General features: G+C 60.8%; 22 protein-coding genes. 12 read left to right on the forward strand and 10 right to left on the reverse strand.

From position 1 onward, the window contains the following. Positions 1-28: 28 nt before the first annotated feature. The 3 genes from V5B44_RS01820 to V5B44_RS01830 form a co-directional block, all read right to left on the reverse strand. Positions 29-457, reverse strand: a complete 429-nt coding sequence (locus V5B44_RS01820; RefSeq protein WP_332357407.1) for a universal stress protein — start codon at positions 455-457, stop codon at positions 29-31. 2 nt (positions 458-459) lie between these two features. After that, on the reverse strand, positions 460-1,197 hold the full coding sequence (locus V5B44_RS01825) for a TerC family protein (protein ID WP_332357408.1): 738 nt from the start codon (positions 1,195-1,197) through the stop codon (positions 460-462). 223 nt (positions 1,198-1,420) lie between these two features. Further along, a complete protein-coding gene (locus tag V5B44_RS01830; protein WP_332357409.1) occupies positions 1,421-2,770 on the reverse strand; it encodes a serine/threonine-protein kinase in 1,350 nt (449 codons plus the stop codon). A 179-nt stretch (positions 2,771-2,949) separates the two neighbouring features. Here V5B44_RS01830 and grpE point away from each other — a divergent pair, with 179 nt between their 5' ends. The 4 genes from grpE to V5B44_RS01850 all read left to right on the forward strand — a co-directional run bounded on the left by grpE (position 2,950) and on the right by V5B44_RS01850 (position 8,035). After that, the gene (gene grpE / locus V5B44_RS01835) at positions 2,950-3,525 is read left to right on the forward strand and encodes a nucleotide exchange factor GrpE (RefSeq protein ID WP_434735401.1); all 576 of its coding nucleotides are present in this window, start codon (positions 2,950-2,952) and stop codon (positions 3,523-3,525) included. Positions 3,526-3,608: 83 nt separating this feature from the next. Continuing rightward, positions 3,609-5,537, forward strand: a complete 1,929-nt coding sequence (dnaK, locus tag V5B44_RS01840) for a molecular chaperone DnaK (protein ID WP_332357411.1) — start codon at positions 3,609-3,611, stop codon at positions 5,535-5,537. 66 nt (positions 5,538-5,603) lie between these two features. Next, on the forward strand, positions 5,604-6,722 hold the full coding sequence (dnaJ, locus tag V5B44_RS01845; protein ID WP_332357412.1) for a molecular chaperone DnaJ: 1,119 nt from the start codon (positions 5,604-5,606) through the stop codon (positions 6,720-6,722). Positions 6,723-6,892: 170 nt separating this feature from the next. Further along, positions 6,893-8,035 (forward strand): ABC transporter substrate-binding protein, encoded by a 1,143-nt coding sequence (locus V5B44_RS01850; RefSeq protein ID WP_332357413.1) that lies wholly within the window; start codon positions 6,893-6,895, stop codon positions 8,033-8,035. Between the two features lie 68 nt (positions 8,036-8,103). Here V5B44_RS01850 and cysS read toward each other — a convergent pair whose 3' ends face one another. Beyond that, positions 8,104-9,477, reverse strand: a complete 1,374-nt coding sequence (cysS, locus tag V5B44_RS01855; protein WP_332357872.1) for a cysteine--tRNA ligase — start codon at positions 9,475-9,477, stop codon at positions 8,104-8,106. Positions 9,478-9,669: 192 nt separating this feature from the next. Between cysS and V5B44_RS01860 the strand changes: the two genes are divergently transcribed. The 5 genes from V5B44_RS01860 to recQ all read left to right on the forward strand — a co-directional run bounded on the left by V5B44_RS01860 (position 9,670) and on the right by recQ (position 14,498). Further along, positions 9,670-10,623, forward strand: coding sequence for a tetratricopeptide repeat protein (locus V5B44_RS01860; protein WP_332357414.1), 954 nt, complete (start codon positions 9,670-9,672; stop codon positions 10,621-10,623). Between the two features lie 145 nt (positions 10,624-10,768). Beyond that, on the forward strand, positions 10,769-11,335 hold the full coding sequence (locus V5B44_RS01865) for a peptidylprolyl isomerase (RefSeq protein WP_332357415.1): 567 nt from the start codon (positions 10,769-10,771) through the stop codon (positions 11,333-11,335). Next, positions 11,332-11,823: a peptidylprolyl isomerase gene (locus V5B44_RS01870; RefSeq protein WP_332357416.1), complete on the forward strand. Its 492-nt coding sequence runs from the start codon at positions 11,332-11,334 to the stop codon at positions 11,821-11,823. The genes V5B44_RS01865 and V5B44_RS01870 overlap by 4 nt, the downstream gene beginning before the upstream one ends. A 31-nt stretch (positions 11,824-11,854) precedes the next feature. Then, on the forward strand, positions 11,855-12,586 hold the full coding sequence (locus tag V5B44_RS01875) for a UDP-2,3-diacylglucosamine diphosphatase (protein ID WP_332357417.1): 732 nt from the start codon (positions 11,855-11,857) through the stop codon (positions 12,584-12,586). 94 nt (positions 12,587-12,680) lie between these two features. Continuing rightward, entirely contained in the window at positions 12,681-14,498 is a 1,818-nt protein-coding gene (gene recQ / locus V5B44_RS01880) for a DNA helicase RecQ (RefSeq protein ID WP_332357418.1), read from the forward strand. Between the two features lie 2 nt (positions 14,499-14,500). Here recQ and V5B44_RS01885 read toward each other — a convergent pair whose 3' ends face one another. Further along, positions 14,501-15,976, reverse strand: a complete 1,476-nt coding sequence (locus tag V5B44_RS01885; protein ID WP_332357419.1) for an FMN-binding glutamate synthase family protein — start codon at positions 15,974-15,976, stop codon at positions 14,501-14,503. Between the two features lie 58 nt (positions 15,977-16,034). Here V5B44_RS01885 and nadC point away from each other — a divergent pair, with 58 nt between their 5' ends. Beyond that, entirely contained in the window at positions 16,035-16,892 is an 858-nt protein-coding gene (gene nadC, locus V5B44_RS01890) for a carboxylating nicotinate-nucleotide diphosphorylase (protein WP_332357420.1), read from the forward strand. A 169-nt stretch (positions 16,893-17,061) separates the two neighbouring features. After that, complete coding sequence (locus V5B44_RS01895) at positions 17,062-17,202, forward strand: hypothetical protein (RefSeq protein WP_287634894.1); 141 nt, start codon at positions 17,062-17,064, stop codon at positions 17,200-17,202. A 51-nt stretch (positions 17,203-17,253) separates the two neighbouring features. Here the strand turns inward: V5B44_RS01895 and thrC are convergent, their stop codons facing one another. The 4 genes from thrC to V5B44_RS01915 form a co-directional block, all read right to left on the reverse strand. Next, complete coding sequence (gene thrC, locus V5B44_RS01900; RefSeq protein WP_332357421.1) at positions 17,254-18,738, reverse strand: threonine synthase; 1,485 nt, start codon at positions 18,736-18,738, stop codon at positions 17,254-17,256. 103 nt (positions 18,739-18,841) lie between these two features. Beyond that, complete coding sequence (locus V5B44_RS01905) at positions 18,842-19,444, reverse strand: GGDEF domain-containing protein (RefSeq protein WP_332357422.1); 603 nt, start codon at positions 19,442-19,444, stop codon at positions 18,842-18,844. 256 nt (positions 19,445-19,700) lie between these two features. Continuing rightward, positions 19,701-20,834: a hypothetical protein gene (locus V5B44_RS01910; RefSeq protein ID WP_332357423.1), complete on the reverse strand. Its 1,134-nt coding sequence runs from the start codon at positions 20,832-20,834 to the stop codon at positions 19,701-19,703. 112 nt (positions 20,835-20,946) lie between these two features. After that, complete coding sequence (locus V5B44_RS01915) at positions 20,947-21,204, reverse strand: DUF2249 domain-containing protein (protein ID WP_332357873.1); 258 nt, start codon at positions 21,202-21,204, stop codon at positions 20,947-20,949. Positions 21,205-21,447: 243 nt separating this feature from the next. On the opposite strand from V5B44_RS01915, the gene V5B44_RS01920 reads away from it, so the two are divergent. Then, positions 21,448-21,987, forward strand: a complete 540-nt coding sequence (locus V5B44_RS01920; protein WP_332357424.1) for a DUF2062 domain-containing protein — start codon at positions 21,448-21,450, stop codon at positions 21,985-21,987. 118 nt (positions 21,988-22,105) lie between these two features. Here the strand turns inward: V5B44_RS01920 and V5B44_RS01925 are convergent, their stop codons facing one another. Continuing rightward, complete coding sequence (locus V5B44_RS01925) at positions 22,106-22,588, reverse strand: hypothetical protein (RefSeq protein WP_332357425.1); 483 nt, start codon at positions 22,586-22,588, stop codon at positions 22,106-22,108. Positions 22,589-22,617 lie beyond the last annotated feature (29 nt).

Raw genomic sequence — 22,617 nt, forward strand, 5'->3', positions numbered from 1 at the left:
AAGATTGCTCGCTCAGCGCCACTCCAGCCTACTTGACCACCACGACCGGCAGATCGGTGAGGTGGACCACACGCTGTGTCACCGAGCCGAGCAGTACTCCGGTCACTGTCCCCAGACCGCGAGCTCCCATCACGATCAACATGCAGCCACGCTCTCTGGCGAAGTCGACAATCGTCGGGGCGGGCTCGCCGACCAGGATGTGCTGAGAATAGGCGACCCCGGCTGCCTCCAGCTTGGCGCGAGCGTCAGCCAGGGCGGCATCGCCCGTCTCACGGTGGTAGTCATGGATGACCGTGCTGCTGACGAAGCGGGTGACGTCTGAGGGCAGGGGGGGTTGCACGTTGATCAGGACGACTTCCAGCCCAGAGGCGTCTCTGAGCACTTCCTGGACGACATGGTCGACGGCGCGCAGGGAAGCCTGCGAGCCGTCGACGGGCACCAACCATAACGAGGGCATTGCTAGTTTCCTTTCTCCGTTTTTTCGGCGCCTGTTGCGGCCAGTTCAATGATTGCATGTGGCGCGCGTTGCCGGCTTGCCAGCCACTTGCCAGCCACGACCACCAGCAGCGCGCCAAGTCCGGACGCCAGGTAAGCGGTGTGCGGAACAATCTCTCGCCAGACTGACGGAAATGCCGGGTCAGTGACCAACATGCCACCGCCGATCCAGCCGAGAAGCGCCCCACCGGCAGTGATCACGACCGGGAATCGATCCATCAGGGCGAGGACCAGTTTGCTGCCCCAGACCACGATCGGGATCGAGACCGCTATGCCGAAAACGACGAGAACAATCGATCCGTGGGCAGCACCAGCCACCGCGATCACGTTGTCCACGCTCATCACCGCGTCGGCGACGATGATCGTCTTGATCGCTCCGGCCAGCGTGCTACTTCCCTGTACATTGCCGTGCTCATTCTCGTCTTCCGGCAGGACCAACTTGATCCCGATCCAGAACAACAGCAGTCCGCCAACGATCTTGAGGTAGGGAACGGCAAGCAGTTGGAGGGCGAAATAGATCAGAATGACGCGCAGACCAATGGCACCGAAGACGCCCCAGAAGATTCCTTTGTTGCGCTGTGCGTCGGGCAGTTTGCGGCACGCCAGGGCAATCACCACGGCGTTGTCTCCCCCGAGCAGGATGTCAATGGCTATGATCTGGAGGACCGCAATCCAGAAAGTCGGCGAAGCGAGATCGGGCATGAAGCTTATCCTGTCTTGCGGGCACGCCCGCCTGATAGTGGCTTGTTGTGTGAGTCCGTGACGCCCAGCAGTCGGCCAGGCAACGACAGGACTTGGCGTCAATAGCTCAGGATTGTCTCACACGTGGCTGCAAAGACGAATCGTCCCGGCTAGCCCGGAGCGCCAGGAAGAAACCAGAGGTCGTGAGCAGTGGCCACGCTCGCTGTGTCTCGGTCGTGCCGTTTCACAGCAACTCGAGTGGTGACGTCGAGCCGGGAGCCGCTGCCGTAGCACTGCCTTGCACCGCTGCCTGACCCAATTTCGCGAGTGCCTTGTTGGCTTCGCGCAGGCGGTTGAGCACCTTGACCAGCAAAACCTTGTTGAAGCGTTCGCGGACTTCGTCAGAACTCAAGTCCAGGGCGGCACTATTGATGTCAAGAAAAAGGGTGGGTTCCAGCGTGACCACCGTTGCTTGACGGCAGCTATCGCTTGGGTGCAGGAACGCCATTTCGCCGACCACTTCTCCCGAACCGAGGCGGCAAATCACCCGCCCGCTGGCGGAGACCTCGACAAAGCCGTCCACCACGATACCAAACCGGCGATGATGGTCGCCCTCGCGGATCAGGGTCACTTTTTCCGAAAGCTCCCGCCAGACGCTGATGCGCAACACTTCCCAGAGTTCGATGTCCTCGAATTCAGCAAAGAAGGCAACCTTGCGCAGCCTTTCGAAGTGAGTCATGTCCTGCTGCGTCTGATCTTCCTCCTGCATCTGGTAGCGTACTGCCGACAGATCCTTTGCGAACTCGGCGCCATTGCGATAGCGGCTGTAAAGATCCTTTTCTAGCGCCTTCTTGATGATCGGATCGAGGCCGGGCGGCAAGTTAGGATTAAGTGCGCAGACCGATGGCGAGTCCATGTTGACGATCTTGTAGACCAGCGTCGCGGGGTTGTTGGCGCGAAATGGCAGGCGCCCGGTGAGCAACTGAAAGAGCAGGACGCCAAGCGAATAGAGGTCAGTCTTGTGGCTGAGAGGATAGTTCTTGACCTGCTCGGGAGACATGTAGGCCGGTGATCCGACACCCATGACAAAAGTGGAGTCCTGGCCCATATCCTTGCGCAGATTCAGGCCGAGGCCGAAATCGGTGATCTTCGGGTTGTCGTTCGCATCAATCAGGATATTCGCCGGCTTGATGTCACGGTGCACGATGCCCTGGCGGAAGGCGTGGTCGAGGGCCAGGCAGCACTTGAAGATGATCCCGATCACCCGGTGCATCGGCAGCAGACGATTGATGGCGCAGAACTTGTCGAGTGCTGCGCCGTCAACAAACTCCATCGCCAGATAAGCACGTTCCGGCTCAACCACTGCGTCGTAGATCTTGACGATGTTCGGATGATCGAGGCGCCGACCAATCGAATCCTCGGTCTGGAACAGCTTGCGCAGACGTCGCGACATGGCTGCATTGTCCTCACCGAAACGGATCAACTTGATGGCGACGAGTCGGTCCAAGTCCGGATCGCGGGCCAAGTAGACGATAGCAGTCGCGCCCTTGCCAAGGGAGCGAATGACTTCATACTTGCCGATTTTTTCCAGCATGCCAGTACCAGACTCCATCCAGGACCAGTGGGGATCAAATGCTATCAGCAGAAGCGTTGCCCGGATGAAAAATTATCCATCAAATGTATTGCCGGTTACGACCAGCCCGACCAAGAAAAGACTTGAAATTGCCAAACTCGCCCCAAACTCTCTTCCGTTTTTCAGGGAGATCACCATCTATGCAAGTGAATGACAGCGTACCCAATGAGATTGGCGCCGCAGACCAGCCGCCAGACACGACCGACGCGGCGGCCGATGGCAGGTTGACTGGAGAGGAAATCCCCAGTGTCGAGCAGGCCCTCCACCAAGCGCAATTGAAGTCCGACGAATACCACGACGCGTGGCTCCGTGCCAAAGCCGAAACCGAGAATGTTCGCCGCCGGGCTCAGGAAGACATTGCCAAGGCTGCAAAGTTCGCAATCGATCGCTTCGCGCGGGAGTTATTGGCCGTGAAGGATAGCCTTGAAGCCGCTCTGGGTATCGAAACGGCCAGTGTGGAGAGTCTTCGCTCGGGCACGGAACTCACCCTCAGGCAACTGGCCGCCGCTTTCGAGAAATCAGCACTGACTGAAGTCAATCCCATTGGCGAAAAATTCGATCCGCATCGCCATCAGGCGATCAGCGTCGTTGAATCCGAACAGGAGCCGAACACCATCGTGACCGTCCTGCAGAAGGGCTATCTATTGGCTGACCGCGTGCTGCGCCCGGCGCTGGTCATCGTTGCCAAGGGAAGCAGCTTGAAATCGGCGCAATGATCCCCAGCTAGAGGGCGTGAGCAAGCCGTCTGGTGCTTGGCAAATATCAATACAAAACAAAGAGATACTGAAAGGATTGTGAAATGGGCAAGATCATCGGGATTGACCTGGGCACGACCAACTCCTGTGTTGCCGTGATGGAAAACGGCAAGCCAAAAGTCATCGAAAACTCTGAAGGCGCGCGGACTACGCCGTCGATCGTTGCCTATGCGGAGGATGGCGAGATCCTCTGCGGCGCGCCGGCCAAGCGTCAGGCGGTAACCAATCCACGGAATACCCTGTACGCCGTCAAGCGACTGATTGGGCGTCGCTTTGAAGAGAAGGAAGTACAGAAAGACATCTCGCTGATGCCCTTCAAGATCCTCAAGGCGGACAATGGCGACGCCTGGGTGGAGGTGCGAGGCAAGAAGATTGCCCCGCCACAGGTCTCCGCCGAAGTGTTGCGCAAGATGAAGAAAACCGCCGAGGATTACCTTGGGGAGGAAGTCACCGACGCGGTCATCACCGTGCCTGCCTATTTCAACGACAGTCAGCGTCAGGCGACCAAGGACGCGGGGCGAATCGCCGGTCTTGAGGTGAAGCGCATCATCAATGAGCCGACGGCTGCGGCCCTGGCCTTTGGTATGGACAAGAAGCAGGGCGACAAGAAGATCGCAGTCTATGACCTCGGGGGCGGCACCTTCGATATCTCCATCATCGAGATCGCAGAGGTCGAAGGTGAGCATCAGTTCGAAGTGCTGTCGACCAATGGCGACACTTTCCTCGGTGGCGAAGACTTCGACCAGCGTCTGATCGACTACATCATTGACGAATTCAAGAAGGAGTCCGGCGTTAACCTGAAGGCCGACGTTCTTGCCCTGCAGCGCCTCAAGGATGCTGCCGAAAAAGCCAAGATCGAGCTGTCGTCCGGCCAGCAGAACGAGATCAACCTGCCGTACATCACGGCTGACGCATCGGGCCCCAAGCACCTGACACTGAAGATCACCCGGGCCAAGTTCGAGTCGCTGGTGGACGATCTGATCGAGCGCACCATCGAGCCGTGTCGCATTGCACTCAAGGATGCCGGCTGCAAGATCGGTGACATCAACGACGTCATCCTGGTTGGTGGCCAGTCCCGGATGCCCAAGGTTCAGGAGAAAGTGAAGGAGTTTTTCGGCCGCGAACCGCGTCGGGACGTCAACCCGGACGAAGCCGTTGCTGTCGGTGCAGCGATCCAGGGCGGCGTCCTGCAGGGCGAGGTCAAGGACGTTCTTCTGCTCGACGTGACGCCCCTGTCGCTGGGTATCGAGACGCTGGGTGGCGTGATGACCAAGCTGATCAAGAAGAACACAACCATTCCGACCAAGGCGACACAGGTTTTCTCGACGGCTGACGATGGCCAGTCCGCGGTCACGATTCACGTTCTGCAGGGTGAGCGCGAAATGGCTGCCGGCAACAAGAGTCTCGGCCAGTTCAACCTCTCGGATATTCCGCCGGCGCCCCGCGGCATGCCGCAGATTGAAGTCACCTTTGATATTGACGCCAACGGCATCCTGCATGTTTCGGCCAAGGACAAGGCGACTGGCAAGGAGAACAAGATCAGGATCCAGGCCTCGTCGGGCCTCAGTGAGGCGGAAGTGCAGCGCATGGTGCAGGACGCCGAGATGCACGCGGAAGAGGATCGGAAAGCTCATGAACTGGCGGAGGCACGCAATCAGTGCGACGGTATGATTCACACCGTCAAGAAGTCGCTGGCCGAATATGGCAAGGAACTCTCCGACAGCGAGAAGGCGGTCATAGAAAAGGCGATGAAGGAAGCCGAAGAGGCCATCCGCGGCAGCGATCTCGAAGAGATCAAGGGAAAGAGTGAGGCGCTTGGGACAGCGGCACAGAAGCTTGGCGAGAAGATGTACGCCAAGCAGCAGGAGCATTCCGGTGGCGCCGAGGGCTCTGGCGGAGCTGGCGGCGAGGCAAAAAAGGACGACAGCGACGTGGTGGACGCCGAATTCACCGAAGTCAAGGACAAGAAGTAGGCATCCACCTGAAGGGCGGGGCGTATAATCGCGCCTCGCTCCGTCCCTCAATGCATTGAAGAACCCATGGCCAAACGCGACTTTTACGATATTCTGGGGGTCAATCGAGACGCCTCGGATGATGAAATAAAGAAGGCTTACCGCAAGCTGGCAATGAAATATCATCCGGACCGGAACCCGGATAACCCCAAGGCCGAGGAACACTTCAAGGAAGTCAAGGAAGCCTACGAGATTCTTACGGACGGGGAGAAGCGCGCCGCCTACGACCAATACGGTCATGCCGGCATTGATCCGCAGGCGGGTATGGGGGCTGCTGGAGCGGCTGGTTTTTCGGACGCTTTCGGCGGCATCTTCGACGAGATTTTCGGTGGCCGGCGAGGTGGCCGGTCGAACGTCTACCGTGGCGCCGATCTACGCTACAACCTCGAGATCACGCTAGAACAGGCGGCCTTCGGCACCGAAACCAAGATTCGCATCCCAACGATGGAGGTTTGCGACGCCTGCCATGGGAGTGGCGCCAAAGCCGGTACGCAGCCGAAGACCTGCCCGACCTGCCAGGGTAGCGGTCAGGTACGTCTGCAACAGGGTTTCTTCTCTATCCAGCAGACCTGCCCAAAGTGTCACGGCACCGGACGTTACATTGCCGATCCGTGCACTGCTTGTCACGGGGCTGGGCGGGTCAAGCAGCACAAGACGCTGGCGGTCAAGATTCCCGCCGGCGTCGATGAGGGCGATCGCATTCGGCTCTCGAGCGAAGGCGAGCACGGCATCAACGGCGGCCCTTCGGGAGACCTTTATGTCCAGATTCACCTCAAGGCGCATCCGGTTTTTCAGCGCGAACAGAATGATCTGCACTGTGAGATGCCCATCAGTTTTACAACCGCCGCTCTCGGTGGAGAAATCGATATCCCGACCCTTGACGGCGTAGCGAAGATTCGTGTTCCGCCGGAGACTCAGTCCGGAAAGACCTTTCGTTTGCGTGGCAAAGGCATCAAGGGAGTTCGCAGCAATGCTCACGGTGACCTGCTGTGTCACGTGGTGGTCGAAACACCGGTTCATCTCACGGAACGGCAAAAAGAGCTGTTGCGTGAGCTGGAGGAGTCCAGTCGAGAGAACTCTGCGCACCATAACCCGCGCGCAAAGTCCTGGATGGATCGGGTACGCGACTTTTTTGCAGCCACCTGAGGCGCATCGTTTCTGCCTTGTGAGGCGCGGCAGGCCTCTGCAGCGTCCGCAGCATTCAGTAGCAGTTCCATCGTGTAAGCACAGTGTCAGCTTGTTTCGCCATCCTTCTCTGGTGCTGGCCGTGGTCAGTAAGTCACGGTGGGGGACGTACACACTGGGAGGGGGGCGGCATGGGGCTTGCTAGAGCGCTGCTGTTTGGCTTGCTGAGCTGGATCGGCGGGGTTGTCGCGGGTGAGGTCGGCGTCACCGACAGGAGTATCCTGATCGGCATGACAGCCCCGTTTTCGGGCCCGAACGGGGCTTACGGGCTGGACATGAAAATGGTCATCAACGCCTATTTTCGTCAGCTCAACGATGCGGGCGGCATCCATGGCCGAAGGCTTGAACTGCGGGCGCTGGACGATGGCTACGAGACCGAGCGGGCGGTCGCCAATACCAGGGCACTGATCAGCCAGGAGCAGGTGTTTGCCTTGCTCGCGTCGTACGGATCCAGTCCAACAACGGCGGCAATGAACGAGGTTTTCGGTGTGGCCAGGGTGCCACTGGTCGGAACCATTTCCGGTGCCGATTCGATCCGGCAGTCACCCAAAGACAACCCGAACAATCGCTACATGTTCAACGTACGCGCGAGTTACGCGAACGAGACCGAAGCGATCGTCAACCAGCTGACCTCGCTCGGTTTCAAGAACATTGCCGTCCTCTACCAGAATGACGGCTTCGGCAAGTCAGGCCTCGATGGCGTCGTCGCGGCGCTCGGGAAACACAATCAGTCGCCGTCAGCAGTCGCTACGGTGGAGCGTAACTCGGTCGATGTCGGCCAGGCGGTTCAGACAATCACGAGGGCAAACCCGCAAGCCGTGATCATGGTGACGCTCTACAAGCCGACTGCGGCTTTCGTGCGGGCGATGCGGAAGGCCAATCAGACGCCGCAGTTCATGACGCTCTCGCCGGTTGGCGCTGACCTGCTGGTCCAGGAGCTCGGCGACGAAGCCCGCGGCATAGGGATTTCGCAGGTCATGCCCTACCCCTGGAACGACACCACGCCGATGGTGCGCGAATACCAGAAACTGCTCGGTAAACAGGGTAAACCCACCTACTATGGCGTCGAGGCCTACGCTATGGCGAAGGTGCTGGTTGATGCGCTCCGGAAGTCTGGCAAGGATCTCACCCGCGAAAAGCTGATAACCAGTCTGGAGAGCATGCAGAACCACGATCTGGGCGGCTACCGCGTCAGCTACTCGGCCAGCGAGCGATTTGGCTCCCGGTTTGTCGACCTGACGGTGGTTGGCAGCGGCGGCCGGGTTCTTCGTTAGGACCTCAGCAGTCTGCGGCAGCCGTGCCGGGCGAGGGGCCAGTGTCTCGTCCGATAGCGGCGGGGCAATCAGGCGCGACGCCAGCTTGTTCCCTTGACGCCATCCTCCAGGACGACTCCGGCGACTGCCAGTTCGGCGCGGATTCTGTCCGCTGCAGCGTAATCCCTGCCCTGTTTTGCGGCCGCGCGCGCCGCGATGAGTGTTTCAATGCGCTCGGCGGGCATTTCTTCACCGCTGCTCGGCGTCGCCTGCAGGAACACCTGCGGGTCACGCCTGAGCAGGCCCAGCAACCCAGACAGACCACGCAACTGGCTGGCCAGCTCGGCAGACTTGCTACGGTTTACCTCGGCAGCCAGATCGAACAAGACGGCACAGGCTTCGGGGGTGTTGAAGTCGTCATTCATTGCCGCACCGAAGCGAAGCGCATGTGCCTCGGTCCAGTCGACCTCGGAATTCCCGGGTTGCGCAGCCTTGAGCGCGGTATAGAGCCGGCTCAAGGCATGGCGGGCATCGTCGAGGTGGGCATCAGAATAGTTCAGCGGGCTGCGATAGTGCGCACGCACAATGAAGAAACGCAGCACCTCGGGATCGTACCTCTTGAGGATTTCCCTGATGGTGAAAAAATTGCCGAGCGATTTCGACATCTTCTCGTCATCGACGCGAACGAAACCGTTGTGCATCCAGTAGTTGACGAAGCGGCAGGCGTGCGCTCCTTCGGACTGCGCAATCTCATTTTCATGGTGAGGAAACTGCAGGTCCTGTCCTCCGCCATGAATGTCAAAGTGCTTACCCAGCAGCTCCGAACTCATCGCTGAACACTCGATGTGCCAGCCTGGCCTTCCATTGCCCCAGGGCGAAGCCCAGAAAGGCTCACCCTCCTTGGCCTGTTTCCAGAGCACGAAGTCGAGCGGATCCTCCTTGCCTGCGTCGACGTCGACGCGCTCACCGGCCTGCAGGTCGTCAAGCGACTTCCCCGAGAGCTTGCCGTAGCCGGGAAACTTGCGCACCGAAAAGTTCACGTCACCAGCCGCAGCTTGGTAAGCAAGCCCATTTTTTTCGAGCTGCCCAATCAGCGCGAGCATCTGCGGCACGTGCTCGGTTGCGCGCGGTTCATGGTCCGGCTTTTCCACCCCCAGCGCTGCCGCGTCCTCATCCATGAAGCGGATGAAGCGTGCGGTCAGTTCGCCTATGCTTTCGTTGTTTTCCCGCGCCCGTTTGATGATTTTGTCATCGATATCGGTGATATTCCGGACATAGCACACCTGCAGCCCGCTCGCTCGCAGCCAGCGCTGAACCAGGTCAAAAACCACCAGAACTCGGGCATGACCCAGATGGCAGTAATCGTAGACGGTCATTCCACAGACGTACATCCGCACACTGCCTGGCGTGATCGGTACGAAGTCCTGTTTTTCCCTTGTCAGCGAGTTGTAGATCTTCAGCATTCCTGGGCCCACGGCGGTCCTCCGCGGCGAGCAGATCGCGTGCGGAGTACTTTGGTTTGGTCGCGCTTCTTGTTAGAATCGTTCGGTTAAGTGACATCCAACCGCTGCGTGGCCGAGTATACCATAACGATGCGTTCGAACTTTCCGCCGCCTGTGCGGGCTTCCTTGCCAGCCGTCGTTATCGGCTGTCTCATGAGTTGCGCTGCCTTCATTGCCATGGCAGACAGCCTTTCAGATGCCCAGCGGCTGATGAAGCAGGGTGATCCTTCACGGGCACTCGAAGCGATCGAAGTCCATGTTGCGAGCAAGCCCGACGATGCCCAGGGGAGATTCACCAAGGGACTGATCCTTGCCGAGATGGGTCGTCCAGCGGAAGCGATAGCCGTGTTCGGCAAGCTCGTCGAGGACTATCCCGAGTTGCCTGAGCCCTACAACAACTTGGCTGTCCTCTATGCCCAGCAAAAGCAGTACGACAAGGCTCGTACGGCGCTGGAGATGGCCATCAGGATTCATCCGGCCTACGCCACGGCCTTCGAGAACCTCGGCGACCTTCATTCCAGGCTGGCTAGCCAAGCGTACGAGAAAGCCTTGCAGCTTGATCCGTCGAGGCGGATGACACAGTCCAAGCTGACCAGGCTTCGTGACCCGGCCGGCCCGCTATCGAACCGTGTCGGCGGACAGGGTGAGGCGATGCGGCTGACCGGCGAAACCAGCAACACGGCCAATGCCGCGGCGGCAGCAGCGTCCGCCGGCGCTGGCGTAGCAACCGCCAAGCCGACGGAAGGGGTTTCGCCGGCGGCTCGAGTCGGTGACGAGGCGGGCGTGACGAAGACCCTGCAGGGCTGGGCCAACGCCTGGTCACGCAAGGACGCCAAGGCCTATTTCGCTTACTATGCGGCTGATTTCCGTCCGCCCGGCGGAGTGGCTCGCAAGGCATGGGAAGAGGGGCGCACGCGAGCGATGAAGAAGCCGGGCAAACTCCTGGTCAAAGTCGAAGACATCAAGGTGTCGTTTGCCGACGACAAGGCGACGGTGCGGCTCAGGCAGAACTACAGTTCGCCATACCTCGATTCTTTGGTGACCAAGACAATGGTCCTCGTCAGGGCCAAGGGAAAATGGCTGATCCAGCAGGAACGCGTCGGTTGACGACGCGCCCGGAACCGTCCTGGTCGGCCAGCCGCGAGTGGCCGGGCGGTGAGCCGGGACCGTCGATGAAACCGGAAAATGAGACGGCAGCGGTACTCTATCGTGCAGTCCGCCTCTCGAAAACCACTTGTGAAGGAGTTGTGTGATGTACAGGAAACTTGCCCTGATTGCCGGCGGATGGCTTGCCGTTACGGCGCTGGCTGCTCCAAGCGTCGAAATGCAGACCAACATGGGCCGGATCGTGATCGAGCTCGATTCCGAAAAGGCACCAAAGACCGTCCAGAATTTCGTCCAGTACGTCGACGAGGGGTTCTACACGGGCACAGTCTTTCACCGCGTCATTCCTGGCTTCATGATCCAGGGCGGTGGTTTTACCGTTGAAATGGCACAGAAGCCGGCGGCCAGGAAAGTGCAGAATGAAGGCAAGAATGGTCTGAAGAACGAACGCGGAACGATCGCAATGGCCCGCACCGCAGACCCGCACTCGGCGAGTTCCCAGTTTTTCATCAATCACCGCGACAACGCGGCACTCAACTATCCCGCCTCTGACGGCTGGGGCTACACCGTTTTTGGCAAGGTCACTCAAGGCATGGACGTGGTGGACAAGATCGCCGGGGTGGCGACCGGAAGCCGCTCGATGCACCAGAATGTTCCGCTTGAGCCGGTCATCATTCAGTCGGTCAAGATCATTACCGAGAAAGGAAAACCATGATCAAGCTGCACACCAGTTTTGGCGTTATCGGTATCGAAGTGGATGCCGAAAAGGCGCCCCTGTCGGCCAAGAACTTCCTCGATTACGTTGCCGCCGGCCACTACGACAATACGATTTTCCATCGTGTGATTCCCGGCTTCATGGTTCAGGGCGGCGGTTTCGCTCCGGGCATGAAGCAGAAGCCGTGCAAGGCGCCGATCGCGAATGAAGCGGACAACGGCCTCAAGAACGACGCCTACACGGTCGCCATGGCCCGCACAGCGGAGCCGCACTCGGCGACCGCCCAGTTTTTCATCAACCTGGTGAACAATGACTTTCTCAACTTCCGTGCGCCCAACGCGCAGGGCTGGGGCTACTGCGTGTTCGGCAAGGTGGTTGAGGGGAGCGAGGTCGTCGACCGGATCAAGGCCGTCAAGACAGGGTCTTCCGGTCTTCACAGCGACGTGCCGGTGGCGGATGTCCTGATCGAGCGGGCAGAGGTTTGCTGAAACGCCATACCGCCCCTGAGCTGTCGTCGCATTGATCCTGTTCGTTTCCGATCTCCACCTGGCGCCGCAAGCTCCGGGCGTGACGCGAATCTTTCACGATTTTCTTGGCGGACGCGCGCGCGCGGCCGAGCAGTTATTCATCCTTGGCGATCTGTTTGAAGCGTGGCCGGGTGACGATTGCCTCGACGACGGCGAGGATCCGTTCGCCGGGGAAACCGTCGATGCCCTGCACCAGCTGGTGTTGGCCGGTGTCCCCGTATCGATCATGCACGGCAACCGCGATTTCCTGCTCGGTGAGCGCTTTGCTGCCCGTAGTGGTGCCCGTCTCGTACCCGACCCTTTCGTCCTGTCTTTGCCAACCTGGCAGTTCGTGCTCTCGCATGGCGATGCGCTCTGCACCGACGACCAGGAGTACCAGTCGTTTCGTGCGCTGGTTCGCCAGGCGGACTGGCAACAGGCCTTTCTCGCTCGCCCGCTGGTCGAGCGCAGGGCGATTGCCAGGGATCTGCGCCAGAAAAGCGAGTTCGCCAAGCGCGACAAGGCGGATTACCTGATGGACGTCAATGCGGTTGCGACCGAAGATTTCCTGCGACTGCATGGCTACGCAAGCCTGATTCACGGCCACACGCATCGTCCCGCGACGCACGACCACATGGTCGATGGCATCCACGTCGAGCGCTGGGTGCTGGCCGACTGGAATGAAACGCAAGGCGAATGTCTATGCTGGAACGGAGAGCATCTGGCCCGGGAGCGTTTGCGCTGATCGACTGTCGGCTTCGCCGTCGGCCAGGGCCCCCTGTCCTGCACGTCCGGCGAAGCCCCGCTGGCGCTGCAGCGGGCGACCGGCGTCTGCGGCAATGACTTCGCGCGCAGTCGACACGCTGCATCGCGTGTTTGGCTATTCCTCGTTTCGTGGTCAGCAGGCGGAGATCGTGGACCAGATCGTTGCTGGCGGTGACGCGCTGGTGCTGATGCCGACCGGCGGTGGCAAATCGCTCTGCTATCAGATCCCGGCACTCTTGCGAGAGGGTGTCGGGGTTGTCGTTTCGCCCTTGATCGCACTGATGCAGGATCAGGTTGACACATTGCAGCAGGCGGATGTGAGAGCCGCTTTCCTGAACTCTTCGCAGGATTTCCGATCGTTGGTCGATACCGAACGCCGCTTGCTGAATGGCGAACTGGATCTGATCTACGTGGCCCCGGAGCGGCTGCTCAGCGACCGTTTCATCAGCCTGCTGGAGCAACTGGTTGCTCGCCGGCAGGTTGCCCTGTTCGCCATCGACGAGGCCCATTGTGTTTCACAGTGGGGACACGACTTTCGCCCGGAGTATATCCAGCTCTCGCAATTGCACGAGCGATTTCCCACCGTACCGCGCATTGCACTGACGGCGACTGCCGATCAGCAGACGCGGCAGGAAATCATCACCCGCCTCCGCCTTGAAGACGCGAGGCTGTACGTCGACAGTTTCGACCGGCCAAACATCCGTTACACGATCGTTGAGCGGGACAACCCGCGCAAGCAGCTGCTCACGTTTCTGGGTGCCCATCACGGTGAGGCGGGGATCGTCTATTGCCTGTCGCGGCGCAAGGTTGATGAGACGGCGGCCTGGTTGAGCGCGCAGGGAATCCCCGCCTTGCCCTACCACGCGGGTCTGACGGCCGCTGACCGTCAGCGCCACCAGTACCGCTTTCTGCGTGAAGACGGCCTGGTGATGGTGGCGACGATTGCTTTCGGAATGGGCATCGACAAGCCGGATGTGCGCTTCGTCGCACACCTCGATCTGCCCAGGAGCGTCGAAGCCTACTATCAGGAAACCGGGCGCGGCGGACGCGATGGTGATCCGGCGGAAGCCTGGATGACCTACGGGCTCAATGATGTGGTGATCCACCGTCAGATGATCGAGGACTCGTCGGCGCCCATCGAACAGAAGCGCGTCGAAAGGGAGAAACTCGACAGCATGCTCGCCTACTGTGAATCGGCGAGTTGCCGCCGGGTTGTCCTGCTCAACCATTTCGGTGAGCAGGCCGAGCCTTGCGGTAACTGCGATGTCTGTCTCGACCCGCCGCTGGTCTGGGATGGAACGGTGGCAGCGCAGAAGGTGCTGTCGGCAGCGCTGCGTACCGGCCAGCGTTTCGGCGCCGGGCATCTGATAGACATTCTGCGTGGCAAGAGTACGGACAAGGTGAGGCAGTTTGGCCACGATCGTCTGCCGACCTTCGCGGTGGGTGCGGAGATGGACGACATGGCTTGGCGGTCGGTGTTCCGGCAGCTTCTCGCGGCTGGCGTGCTGGAGGCTGACGCCACGGCCTACGGTGCGCTGAAGCTGACAGACAGCGCGCGCCCGATCCTCAAGGGCGAAATCAGCCTCAAGCTGCGCCGCCGGGTCGAACGACCAAAGAGCAGGGAAGCCAGGAGCAGAGTCGCGTCGGGCAGTGCCAGCAGCGCGCCAGCAAACGCTTCGCCACTGTTTGCCAGGCTGCGCAGCTGGCGGAGCGAGAAAGCACACGAGCAGGGAGTGCCGGCCTACGTGATCCTGCACGATCGGGCGTTGCATGAGATCGCTTCGCTGCTGCCTGATTCGCCGCAGGCGCTGCTCGCGGTACCGGGAATCGGTCTTGCCAAGGCGCGGCGCTACGGCGATGAATTGCTCGCCCTGGTCAGCGGACGCCCTTGATTTCAGGCGTCTGGCGCGGGATGGGGATAAAGGCTGTCGAGTGCGACGCTCTGCCCGGAGGGCTGGACGATGCGCACATGTTCGCGTCGAAACTCGCGTGCGTGACGCAGACCGCAGGAGTGGGCGATCATTTCGATTTCCTTGTTCATGTTTCGACAGTAGGATGCTACCCGCGCTGCCTTGTCCTCGACCACGAGGCCGCGTTGCAGGCGTGGGTCGTGAGTGGTGACCCCGGTTGGACAGGTATTCGCATGGCAGCGCAAGGCCTGGATGCAGCCCAGCGAGAACATGAAGCCGCGCGCCGTATTCACGAAATCAGCTCCCGCCGCAAGCGCCCAGGCGACGCGGGCCGGCGTCACCAGCTTGCCGGCAGCGATGACCCGAATCCGTTCCTTCAGACCGCTGGCAAGCAGCGCATCGGTGACCAACGGCAGCGCCTCGTCGATCGACAGCGCCATGTGATCTGCCAGCGCCTGTGGTGCGGCACCGCTGCCACCCTCGCCGCCATCGATGGTGAGAAAATCGGGCGCCGCCTGCAGCCCCCGCCGCGCCACCGTCGCCGTGAGCTGATCCATGAAGCTGCAGCCGCCGATCGCGGTTTTAACGCCGACCGGCTTGCCTGTTATTGCACGAACATGTTCGACTCGGTCGAGCAGCTCATCGATGTTGGCGATGTCGCGGTGACGGTTCGGGCTGAGGGAGTCCCGCCCCAGCGGGATGCCGCGGATCTCGGCGATCTCGGGCGTGACCTTGTTGCCCAGCAGGACGCCACCCTTGCCCGGCTTGGCGCCCTGCGACAACTTGATCTCGAAGGCGCGTACGGTCTCGTGGGCGGCCAGTTGGCGCAGGTGGTCGTCGGACAACTGGCCGCTTGCGTCACGCACGCCGTATTTCGCTGTCCCGATCTGAAAGATGATGTCGCAGCCACCCTCGAGGTGATACGGAGAAAGCCCGCCCTCGCCGGTGTCCAGCCAGCAGCCGGCCGCCGCCGCGCCGCGCGACAATGCCTGCACGGCCGGTCTGGAAATGGCGCCGAAACTCATGGCGCTGATGTTGACCAGCGACCGGCCGGCGAAGGGTATCCGGCAATAGCCTTCGCCAATCAGGACCGCGGGTGTTGCCTGCTGCTCGTCCTCAAGCACTGGAAACGGGGCATTGACGAAAACGAGGGCACCGGGCTCATGAATCCGGTAGGTCGAACCGAAGCCGATGATGCCGCCTTCATTCTTCGCCATGCGGTATACCCAGCTGCGAGTGGCCCGGTCAAAGGGCATCTCGTCGCGGTCGCCAAGAAAAAAGTACTGGCGAAAATATTCGCCAAGGCGCTCGAAGAAGTAGCGCAGATGGCCGACCAGCGGAAAATTCCGCAACACGGCGTGCTTTTCCTGCGTGACATCCTGTACATAAAGGTAGACCAGCGCGCCGATGAAGGAAAGGGCAAGCAGGACGCCCAGGGCAACCAGCAGCAGGTCGAGCATTTGAAGCTCCGGTGGTGTTAGAATTCTATCGTTCGCCTCCTAGTGTACGGGAATTCTCATGACCTTTGCAGCCATGCTCGACGCTGAAATCGAGCGTAACGTCTCGGCGGCGCTCACTGAGGATGTCGGGAGTGGCGACCTGACCGCGCAACTCGTTCCCGTCGGCGCGGTCGGTCGGGCGACCGTCCTCTCGCGCGAGAAGTCCATTCTCTGTGGTACTGCCTGGTTCGAGCGCTGCTTCAGAAAGCTCAATCCGGCCGTCGTTGTCACCTGGAAGGCGCAGGATGGCCAGGAGGTAAGCCCTAGTCAGGTGGTGTGCGAAATTGCTGGGCCGGCGCGCGCGCTGCTCACCGGTGAACGGAGCGCGCTCAACTTCCTGCAACTGCTTTCTGCTGTGGCCACCAAGGCCCGGCAATACGCCGATCTGGTGGCAGGTACACGGGCGCAGGTGGTTGACACGCGGAAGACGGTTCCTGGCTTGCGGCTGGCACAGAAGTACGCGGTCAGATGCGGTGGCGGTGGCAATCACCGCCTCGGCCTTTATGACGGCATCCTGATCAAGGAAAATCATATCGTTGCTGCCGGCAGTATTGCTGCCGCGCTGGCTGTCGCGCGGCAGATCGCCGCGAACGCGGCCGGCAGCTGCCAGTTTGTGCAGATCGAAGTCGAAACACTGGCCGAGTTGCGGCAGGCGCTCGCCGCCGGTGCAGAAATGATTCTGCTCGACAACATGAGTCTCGACCAGATGCGCGAAGCAGTGGCGATTGCCGCCGGCGCTGCCGTGCTCGAAGCTTCGGGCAACGTCAGCCTGAAAACCGTACGTGCCATCGCCGAAACCGGTGTCGATCGGATTTCGATTGGTGGCCTGACCAAGGACGTACGTGCCGTCGATCTGTCGATGCGTTTCCAGGCCTAGCAAGCCGCAGCCGTCGCAGGAGAAGTCCGGAGCCGTTGAGCCAGGGCCCTGCGCGTTCAGGCAGCAGGATCTGTGACAGGAACAGCAGGAAAGCCGTTATATAATCCGGCCCGAGCAACGCAAAGCAGGCTGGCCGTTGCGGCTTGCGCAAAAGAATGGAGAAGAGGGTATGACGCTATTTCTGCTGTTTTACGTAGTGGCGATCACGATTCTGATCATGCACTTTACGGGATTCCTGGCCCGGCATAATCTTGAATGGCTGGTGCTGTTGCTCGCGGTTGCCGTCTTTCCAGCCGTAATTTACCTCTAACGGGGGATTCTACGCTCAGCACGTACTGCTGGAGGCGGAGCCTGCCAACCATCAGCAGACGTGATCCTTGATGAATTGCTTCACCACATCAACACTGACGTCCACGACCGCCACCCGTTGCGGCAGGTTCTCGATTCCCTCCAGGCTGGCTGGACGTTCCGGTTTGCGGCCGAGGGCCTCGACAATGGTTTCCTCGAACTTGGCTGGCAAGGCTGTCTCGAGGACCACCATCGGCATTTCGGGCGTCCGCAACTCGCTGCCGACCTTGAGCCCATCGGCCGTATGCGTGTCGATCATCAAGCCATATTTGTCATAGGTTCGACGGATTGTTGTCAGGCGATCGGCGTGCGTGCTCTTGCCTGAAACAAAACCGAACTCTGGCAGTCGGGCGAAAAAAGGTGTGCCGGACAGGTCAAAGCTGCGGCCGGCATCGACCTCGGACCACAACTTGCGAATCATTGCCGGATCGCGGCCAACAAGATCAAAGACAAATCGCTCGAAGTTGGAAGCCTTCGAGATATCCATCGAGGGGCTCGACGTGGCGCAGGTTTCGGTAGTGGCGCGTGGCCGGTAGACGCCCGTACGGAAGAACTCGTCAAGGACGTCATTCTCGTTGGTCGCCAGGACCAGGCGGCCGATTGGCAGGCCCATCATGCGCGCAATGTGACCGGCGCAGATATTGCCGAAGTTGCCGGAGGGGACCGCAAAGGCAACCTGCTGGCTGCTCTCCATGCCAGTTTCGCCAGTCGCCGCGAAGTAGCCCTTGAAGTAGTAGATGACCTGCGCGGCAACACGTGCCCAGTTGATCGAGTTGACTGCGGCGATCTGGTACTTTGCCTTGAAGGCGTGATCATTGGACACCGCCTTGACGATATCCTGAGCATCATCAAAGGTGCCACGCACCGCGATGTTATGAATATTGGCATCGTGCAGGGAATACATCTGGGCACGCTGAAACGTGCTCATCCGCTCGTGTGGCGAGAGCATGAAGACCCGCACACCTTGTTTGCCGCGCATCGCATATTCCGCTGACGAACCGGTGTCCCCGGAGGTGGCGCCGAGAATATTGATGTTCTCCCCTCGTTTTGCCAGCACATACTCGAAGAGGTTGCCGAGTAACTGCATCGCCATGTCCTTGAAGGCGAGGGTCGGGCCGTTGGACAGCTCGAGGATTGCCAGTCCCCCTTCGCCGCGTGCCGGGTCGGGCGGTTCCAGCCAGCGCAAGGGGGTGATGTCGCTGGCCTCGGTGCCGCCGCGGCCGTTGCAGTAGACTTCCGCGGTGTAGGTGCGGCGGACCAGAAGCTCCAGGTCGGCTGCCGGGATGTCGTCGATGAAGCTGGAAAGCACGGCGTAGGCCAGATCAGCATACGATAGCCGCCGCCACTGCTCGAGTTGGGCAGGGCTGACCAACGGATAGGACTCCGGGAGGTAGAGACCGCCGTCCGGTGCCAGTCCACCAAGCAGAATCTCGGTGAACGTCCGGCCGGATGAATCGGGAGTCCTGGAGGCGTGACCGCGAGTCGAGATATAGCGCATGGTGATGACCGTAATGGGAATGCGGAGAGAGGGCAGCGAACGAGCAGTCTACCATGCTCCCGGCTTGTCGCCGGAGGGTGGCGGCCTGCCGACCGGAGAACGCTCAGCCCTTGACGACGCAATTCTTGCCCGCGTGCTTGGCCGCATAGGTCGCCGCGTCTGCGCGCAGAATCGAGTGCTCGAGCGATTCGCTGGGTTGCTGGACAACGACGCCTGCACTGAAGGTCAGGACAGCATCCTGCCCCGGGATGGCATGCGTCGCGAGTTGCCGCTGAAAGCGTGCAATCGCCGCCGCCGCGTCGTTGAGTGGCGTATCCGGCATCAGTACGACAAACTCCTCGCCGCCGAAGCGGCAGAGAATATCCGAGGGGCGCAGTGCCTTGCGCAGAACACTGACCAGATGGACCAGTGCCGCGTCGCCCACTTGGTGTCCGAGGGTGTCATTCAGGCGCTTGAAGTCGTCAAGATCGATCAGCGCCAAGGCCAGTTGGCCGCCACGACGGCGCGAACGTGCCAGTTCCCGCTGGTAAGCCTCGTCAAAGCCCCGACGGTTGAGCGCGCCGGTGAGGGGGTCGGCCAATGCGGTGGCACGGGCGTCGCTCAGGGCCTGTTCGAGAACCCGAATATGCGCTTCGGCTGCCAGTAGTTCCAGCATCGCCGTCTGCGCTCCGGAAGCATTGCTGCGGCGAACGTGCGGGTAGTGCATACGGCCGCCAGTTGTTGACAGGACAGCTTGCGGCGGTATGGCAAGCGTCATGGCCAGGAGAGCGGGGCGCCGGTGCAGGCGGCCGGACGCACGCCGGGACGAATGGACCAGGGATGAGTGCTCATGCTTCAACATTTTGCTGTCTCCGACACGGATGTCTTCCAGGGTGAGTCATACCCTGATCAACGGACCCTGCTAGGAGATCTTAAGACGCATTTTACGAAAATCGTTTAGTAATATGTTTATATGGCAAAAACTAGCCGTCCTCAGGATCCCGCGCGGGGCTCGATCCGAGCAGCGAGCGAATCAGCACGATCATGAAGGACAGTAGGCCCAGAACTGCTGACCAGATCCCCTCGCCGATTCCCAAGCCCAGCAAGATACCGCCAAGGCCAAACAAGAGCGCGCGTAGGACGCCGCCGCGGCGCAGCGCCGCGTGCATTCGCTCACGGGCTGGCGTACGTTTGCCGCGGTGTAACCAGACGGGTAGTAGCTGCGTCAGGGCGCCGGTGACCATTGCCAAGAGAAAGGCGACGACAAACGCCGGCACCGCGTCTCGGCCAGCGAGAATTCCCAGACCATGGGCCATACCCAGGGCAAGGAGCAGCAGGAAGCCGCACAGTGCCCCGACCAGCGGCGCCGTAACCCCATCGGACGCAAGCGCCCTCGCTCCATAGCGCCGCAGCCAGGAGACAAGGATCCTGAACCCGACATAGGCCAGGAGGGCCGCACCGGCCAGCGCCAGCGGCAGCCAGAAGGCAGCACCGAAGCCAGCCATCAGAACCCCGCCGATGGCGTACGGCAAATCATGCTGCAGCCGTTTTGCGGCATCGGCATCGGGACCCCCCAGCACCGTGGGCAGCAGAACCTGCAGGGTGCCTAGTGCGGTCAGGCCGACAAAGCCGAGCGTATTGAGATGCAGATGCAGCAGGCGCAATTCTGGTCGCGCCTGCGGCCACCAGTTCATGGCCGGGACGAGAATCAGGGCCATGGCCAAAAAGAAAACGGCCGCGAGGTACCAGCGCCAGCCAGGGTGAGCTCGCCCGAGCGTGCGCCTGGCGCGCAGCACCAGCCATCCGCCAAGGAAGACGGTGATCACCAGCGCGCCGATTGCCGCGGTCACCGCGGCTGGCATTTCACCCCTGAAATCGAGAAAGGCCAGCCAACCTGCCAACTGCAGGCCGAGAGGTGCCAGCAAAAGGCTTCGGGGTGCCCTGCCACTGCGGGTCAGGACGGGGACGAAATGGGTGATGGCACCGACGATCAGCGGCATGATGCCGATCACGAACACCAGGTGGGTGACTGCCGCTGGCGACGCCTCGCCAAAGCGCAGCAGGACGAGCGCCGCGAGGACGGTGGCGATGGCGGAAAAACCCAGGTAGATCAGCACGACCTTTTCCTGCTCGATGAAGTGGTACCTCGACCCCGACAGGTTTCTTCCCGGCGGTTCCGCTTGCTCCTGGACGGGCTCTTGCCCGGCCTGCGGGCGCAGGACGCCGGTGTCAGGCTTTCCGGGCTAAGTCGATGACGATGGCCCCGTGCTCGCGCTGCAGGTAGCTGATTGCCAGCGTATCACCGTAGCGGCTTTGCAGTTGGGCGAGCAAGGGGAGGGGATCGTGGTCATTGCAGAAACGCATGGTTTCTCCCGGCATCAGCGCGTCGAGCGCGCCGAAAATCGCCGCATGGCGAAAACGCTTGGCGATGCCGCGGGCGTCGAAAGGATAGATGGCGTCGATGGTGGGCTGATCACAGGCATGCATGAGATTCTCCGTGGGAAGAGTGCTAGGGGAAGCAGGATTATCCGGTTCATCCTCTGCTGTGTCTTTGATGTCGGCAGGCAATACCCGCACCCATGTCATGGGAGTCAAAGCAAGGAACAAAGTGCAGGCCGTCCCGACAAGCCTCGCTGTGCCTGGCCAAACGGTTTCCTCGCACTTTGCCGGGCGTCGGCCAGAAAACCCCAGTGGGCATGCTCCACTATGGTTTCTGGGATAATTCGGAGCATGCGCCGCCAGCTGAGAAAATACCTCCCAGACCATGAGTCCATTCGCCGCAATCCTTGGTTGCGGCCGTTCCAGTCGTCCTTGCTGCACCCGCGGCTGTGGCATCTCAATCGTCACTCGGCTGCCGGGGCGGTCGCGGCCGGCCTGTTCTGCGGGTTGATTCCCGGGCCGCTGCAAATGATCGGGGCAGCGGTCAGTGCGCTGACCTTCCGCGTCAACCTCCCGTTGGCGCTGCTGGTCACGCTCTACACCAACCCTTTCACCATTGTTCCTCTCTATCTGGTGGCTTACCAGATTGGCCGTTTGCTCATCGGCGACGGTAGCGGATTCCTCGTTCCGCCCGCCTTCAGCATTGCGGCCTTTACCGATTGGACCGAGGCGATGCAGACCTGGATGCTCGCCGTTGCCAAACCGCTGGCGGTGGGCCTCATAGCTCTTGCCAGTAGCCTTGCGATCGTTGGCTACACGGCAACCAAGGCTGCCTGGCGCCTGTACCTGATCAAGGCCTGGCGACGGCGCAGACGGCAGTCCTCAAGCTGATGTGTCTTCGCAGGATGGCGCCAGGGTGAACGGTTGAGTGACGCGAGAGGATCGGCGCATTGCTCTCGGCGCAAAGCCGCCGGCCAGTCGGCCTGGTATGCAGATCCTCGTTGCCGGGTCAGTTGCCGATGTGCATCTGGTACTTGGCGCCGTTGGCAAACGAGCAGGTTCCCGCCCCCTGGTAGGGTGTGTTCATCTGATACTCGCACGACATGTACATGCCACCAGGGCTGAAGGCGCTCGCTACGCCCCGCTTTTCCTCAGTGGATACGCGTGTTGCCTCCCCGTTCAATACCTCGCCCAGGTAATTGACGATGAAACGACCCTTGCCGGTCATCATGTTGGTTACATTGCCGCTGATGACCCCGGTATGAGTCGCCTGCTGATTGACCGGATACAGCTTGACCGGGAGTGTCGCGGGCGCCGGGCCGGCTGCCGGCGGTGGCAGCGGCGTTCCGACTGGCGGCAAGGGGTAGTGGGCGTATTGAATGGTACCGTCAGGCCCCGCCATCGGGACCACATAACATGCGGACGTGACGCTCACCGCCAGCGCCAATGCCAGGAGGGTAGGCCAGGCGGGGGCCTGTATTCCGTGGGACATCGATTTCTCCCTTCACCGAGCGTTCAGAT

This window comes from Candidatus Accumulibacter necessarius (genome assembly GCF_036625085.1).

Bases quoted from the DNA above. Each gene is read 5' to 3' on its own strand.
- V5B44_RS01820 (WP_332357407.1), bottom strand. From the start codon at position 457: ATGCCCTCGTTATGGTTGGTGCCCGTCGACGGCTCGCAGGCTTCCCTG.
- V5B44_RS01825 (WP_332357408.1), bottom strand. From the start codon at position 1,197: ATGCCCGATCTCGCTTCGCCGACTTTCTGGATTGCGGTCCTCCAGATC.
- V5B44_RS01830 (WP_332357409.1), bottom strand. From the start codon at position 2,770: ATGCTGGAAAAAATCGGCAAGTATGAAGTCATTCGCTCCCTTGGCAAG.
- grpE (WP_434735401.1), top strand. From the start codon at position 2,950: ATGCAAGTGAATGACAGCGTACCCAATGAGATTGGCGCCGCAGACCAG.
- dnaK (WP_332357411.1), top strand. From the start codon at position 3,609: ATGGGCAAGATCATCGGGATTGACCTGGGCACGACCAACTCCTGTGTT.
- dnaJ (WP_332357412.1), top strand. From the start codon at position 5,604: ATGGCCAAACGCGACTTTTACGATATTCTGGGGGTCAATCGAGACGCC.
- V5B44_RS01850 (WP_332357413.1), top strand. From the start codon at position 6,893: ATGGGGCTTGCTAGAGCGCTGCTGTTTGGCTTGCTGAGCTGGATCGGC.
- cysS (WP_332357872.1), bottom strand. From the start codon at position 9,477: ATGCTGAAGATCTACAACTCGCTGACAAGGGAAAAACAGGACTTCGTA.
- V5B44_RS01860 (WP_332357414.1), top strand. From the start codon at position 9,670: ATGAGTTGCGCTGCCTTCATTGCCATGGCAGACAGCCTTTCAGATGCC.
- V5B44_RS01865 (WP_332357415.1), top strand. From the start codon at position 10,769: ATGTACAGGAAACTTGCCCTGATTGCCGGCGGATGGCTTGCCGTTACG.
- V5B44_RS01870 (WP_332357416.1), top strand. From the start codon at position 11,332: ATGATCAAGCTGCACACCAGTTTTGGCGTTATCGGTATCGAAGTGGAT.
- recQ (WP_332357418.1), top strand. From the start codon at position 12,681: ATGACTTCGCGCGCAGTCGACACGCTGCATCGCGTGTTTGGCTATTCC.
- V5B44_RS01885 (WP_332357419.1), bottom strand. From the start codon at position 15,976: ATGCTCGACCTGCTGCTGGTTGCCCTGGGCGTCCTGCTTGCCCTTTCC.
- nadC (WP_332357420.1), top strand. From the start codon at position 16,035: ATGACCTTTGCAGCCATGCTCGACGCTGAAATCGAGCGTAACGTCTCG.
- V5B44_RS01895 (WP_287634894.1), top strand. From the start codon at position 17,062: ATGACGCTATTTCTGCTGTTTTACGTAGTGGCGATCACGATTCTGATC.
- thrC (WP_332357421.1), bottom strand. From the start codon at position 18,738: ATGCGCTATATCTCGACTCGCGGTCACGCCTCCAGGACTCCCGATTCA.
- V5B44_RS01905 (WP_332357422.1), bottom strand. From the start codon at position 19,444: ATGCACTACCCGCACGTTCGCCGCAGCAATGCTTCCGGAGCGCAGACG.
- V5B44_RS01915 (WP_332357873.1), bottom strand. From the start codon at position 21,204: ATGCATGCCTGTGATCAGCCCACCATCGACGCCATCTATCCTTTCGAC.
- V5B44_RS01920 (WP_332357424.1), top strand. From the start codon at position 21,448: ATGCGCCGCCAGCTGAGAAAATACCTCCCAGACCATGAGTCCATTCGC.
- V5B44_RS01925 (WP_332357425.1), bottom strand. From the start codon at position 22,588: ATGTCCCACGGAATACAGGCCCCCGCCTGGCCTACCCTCCTGGCATTG.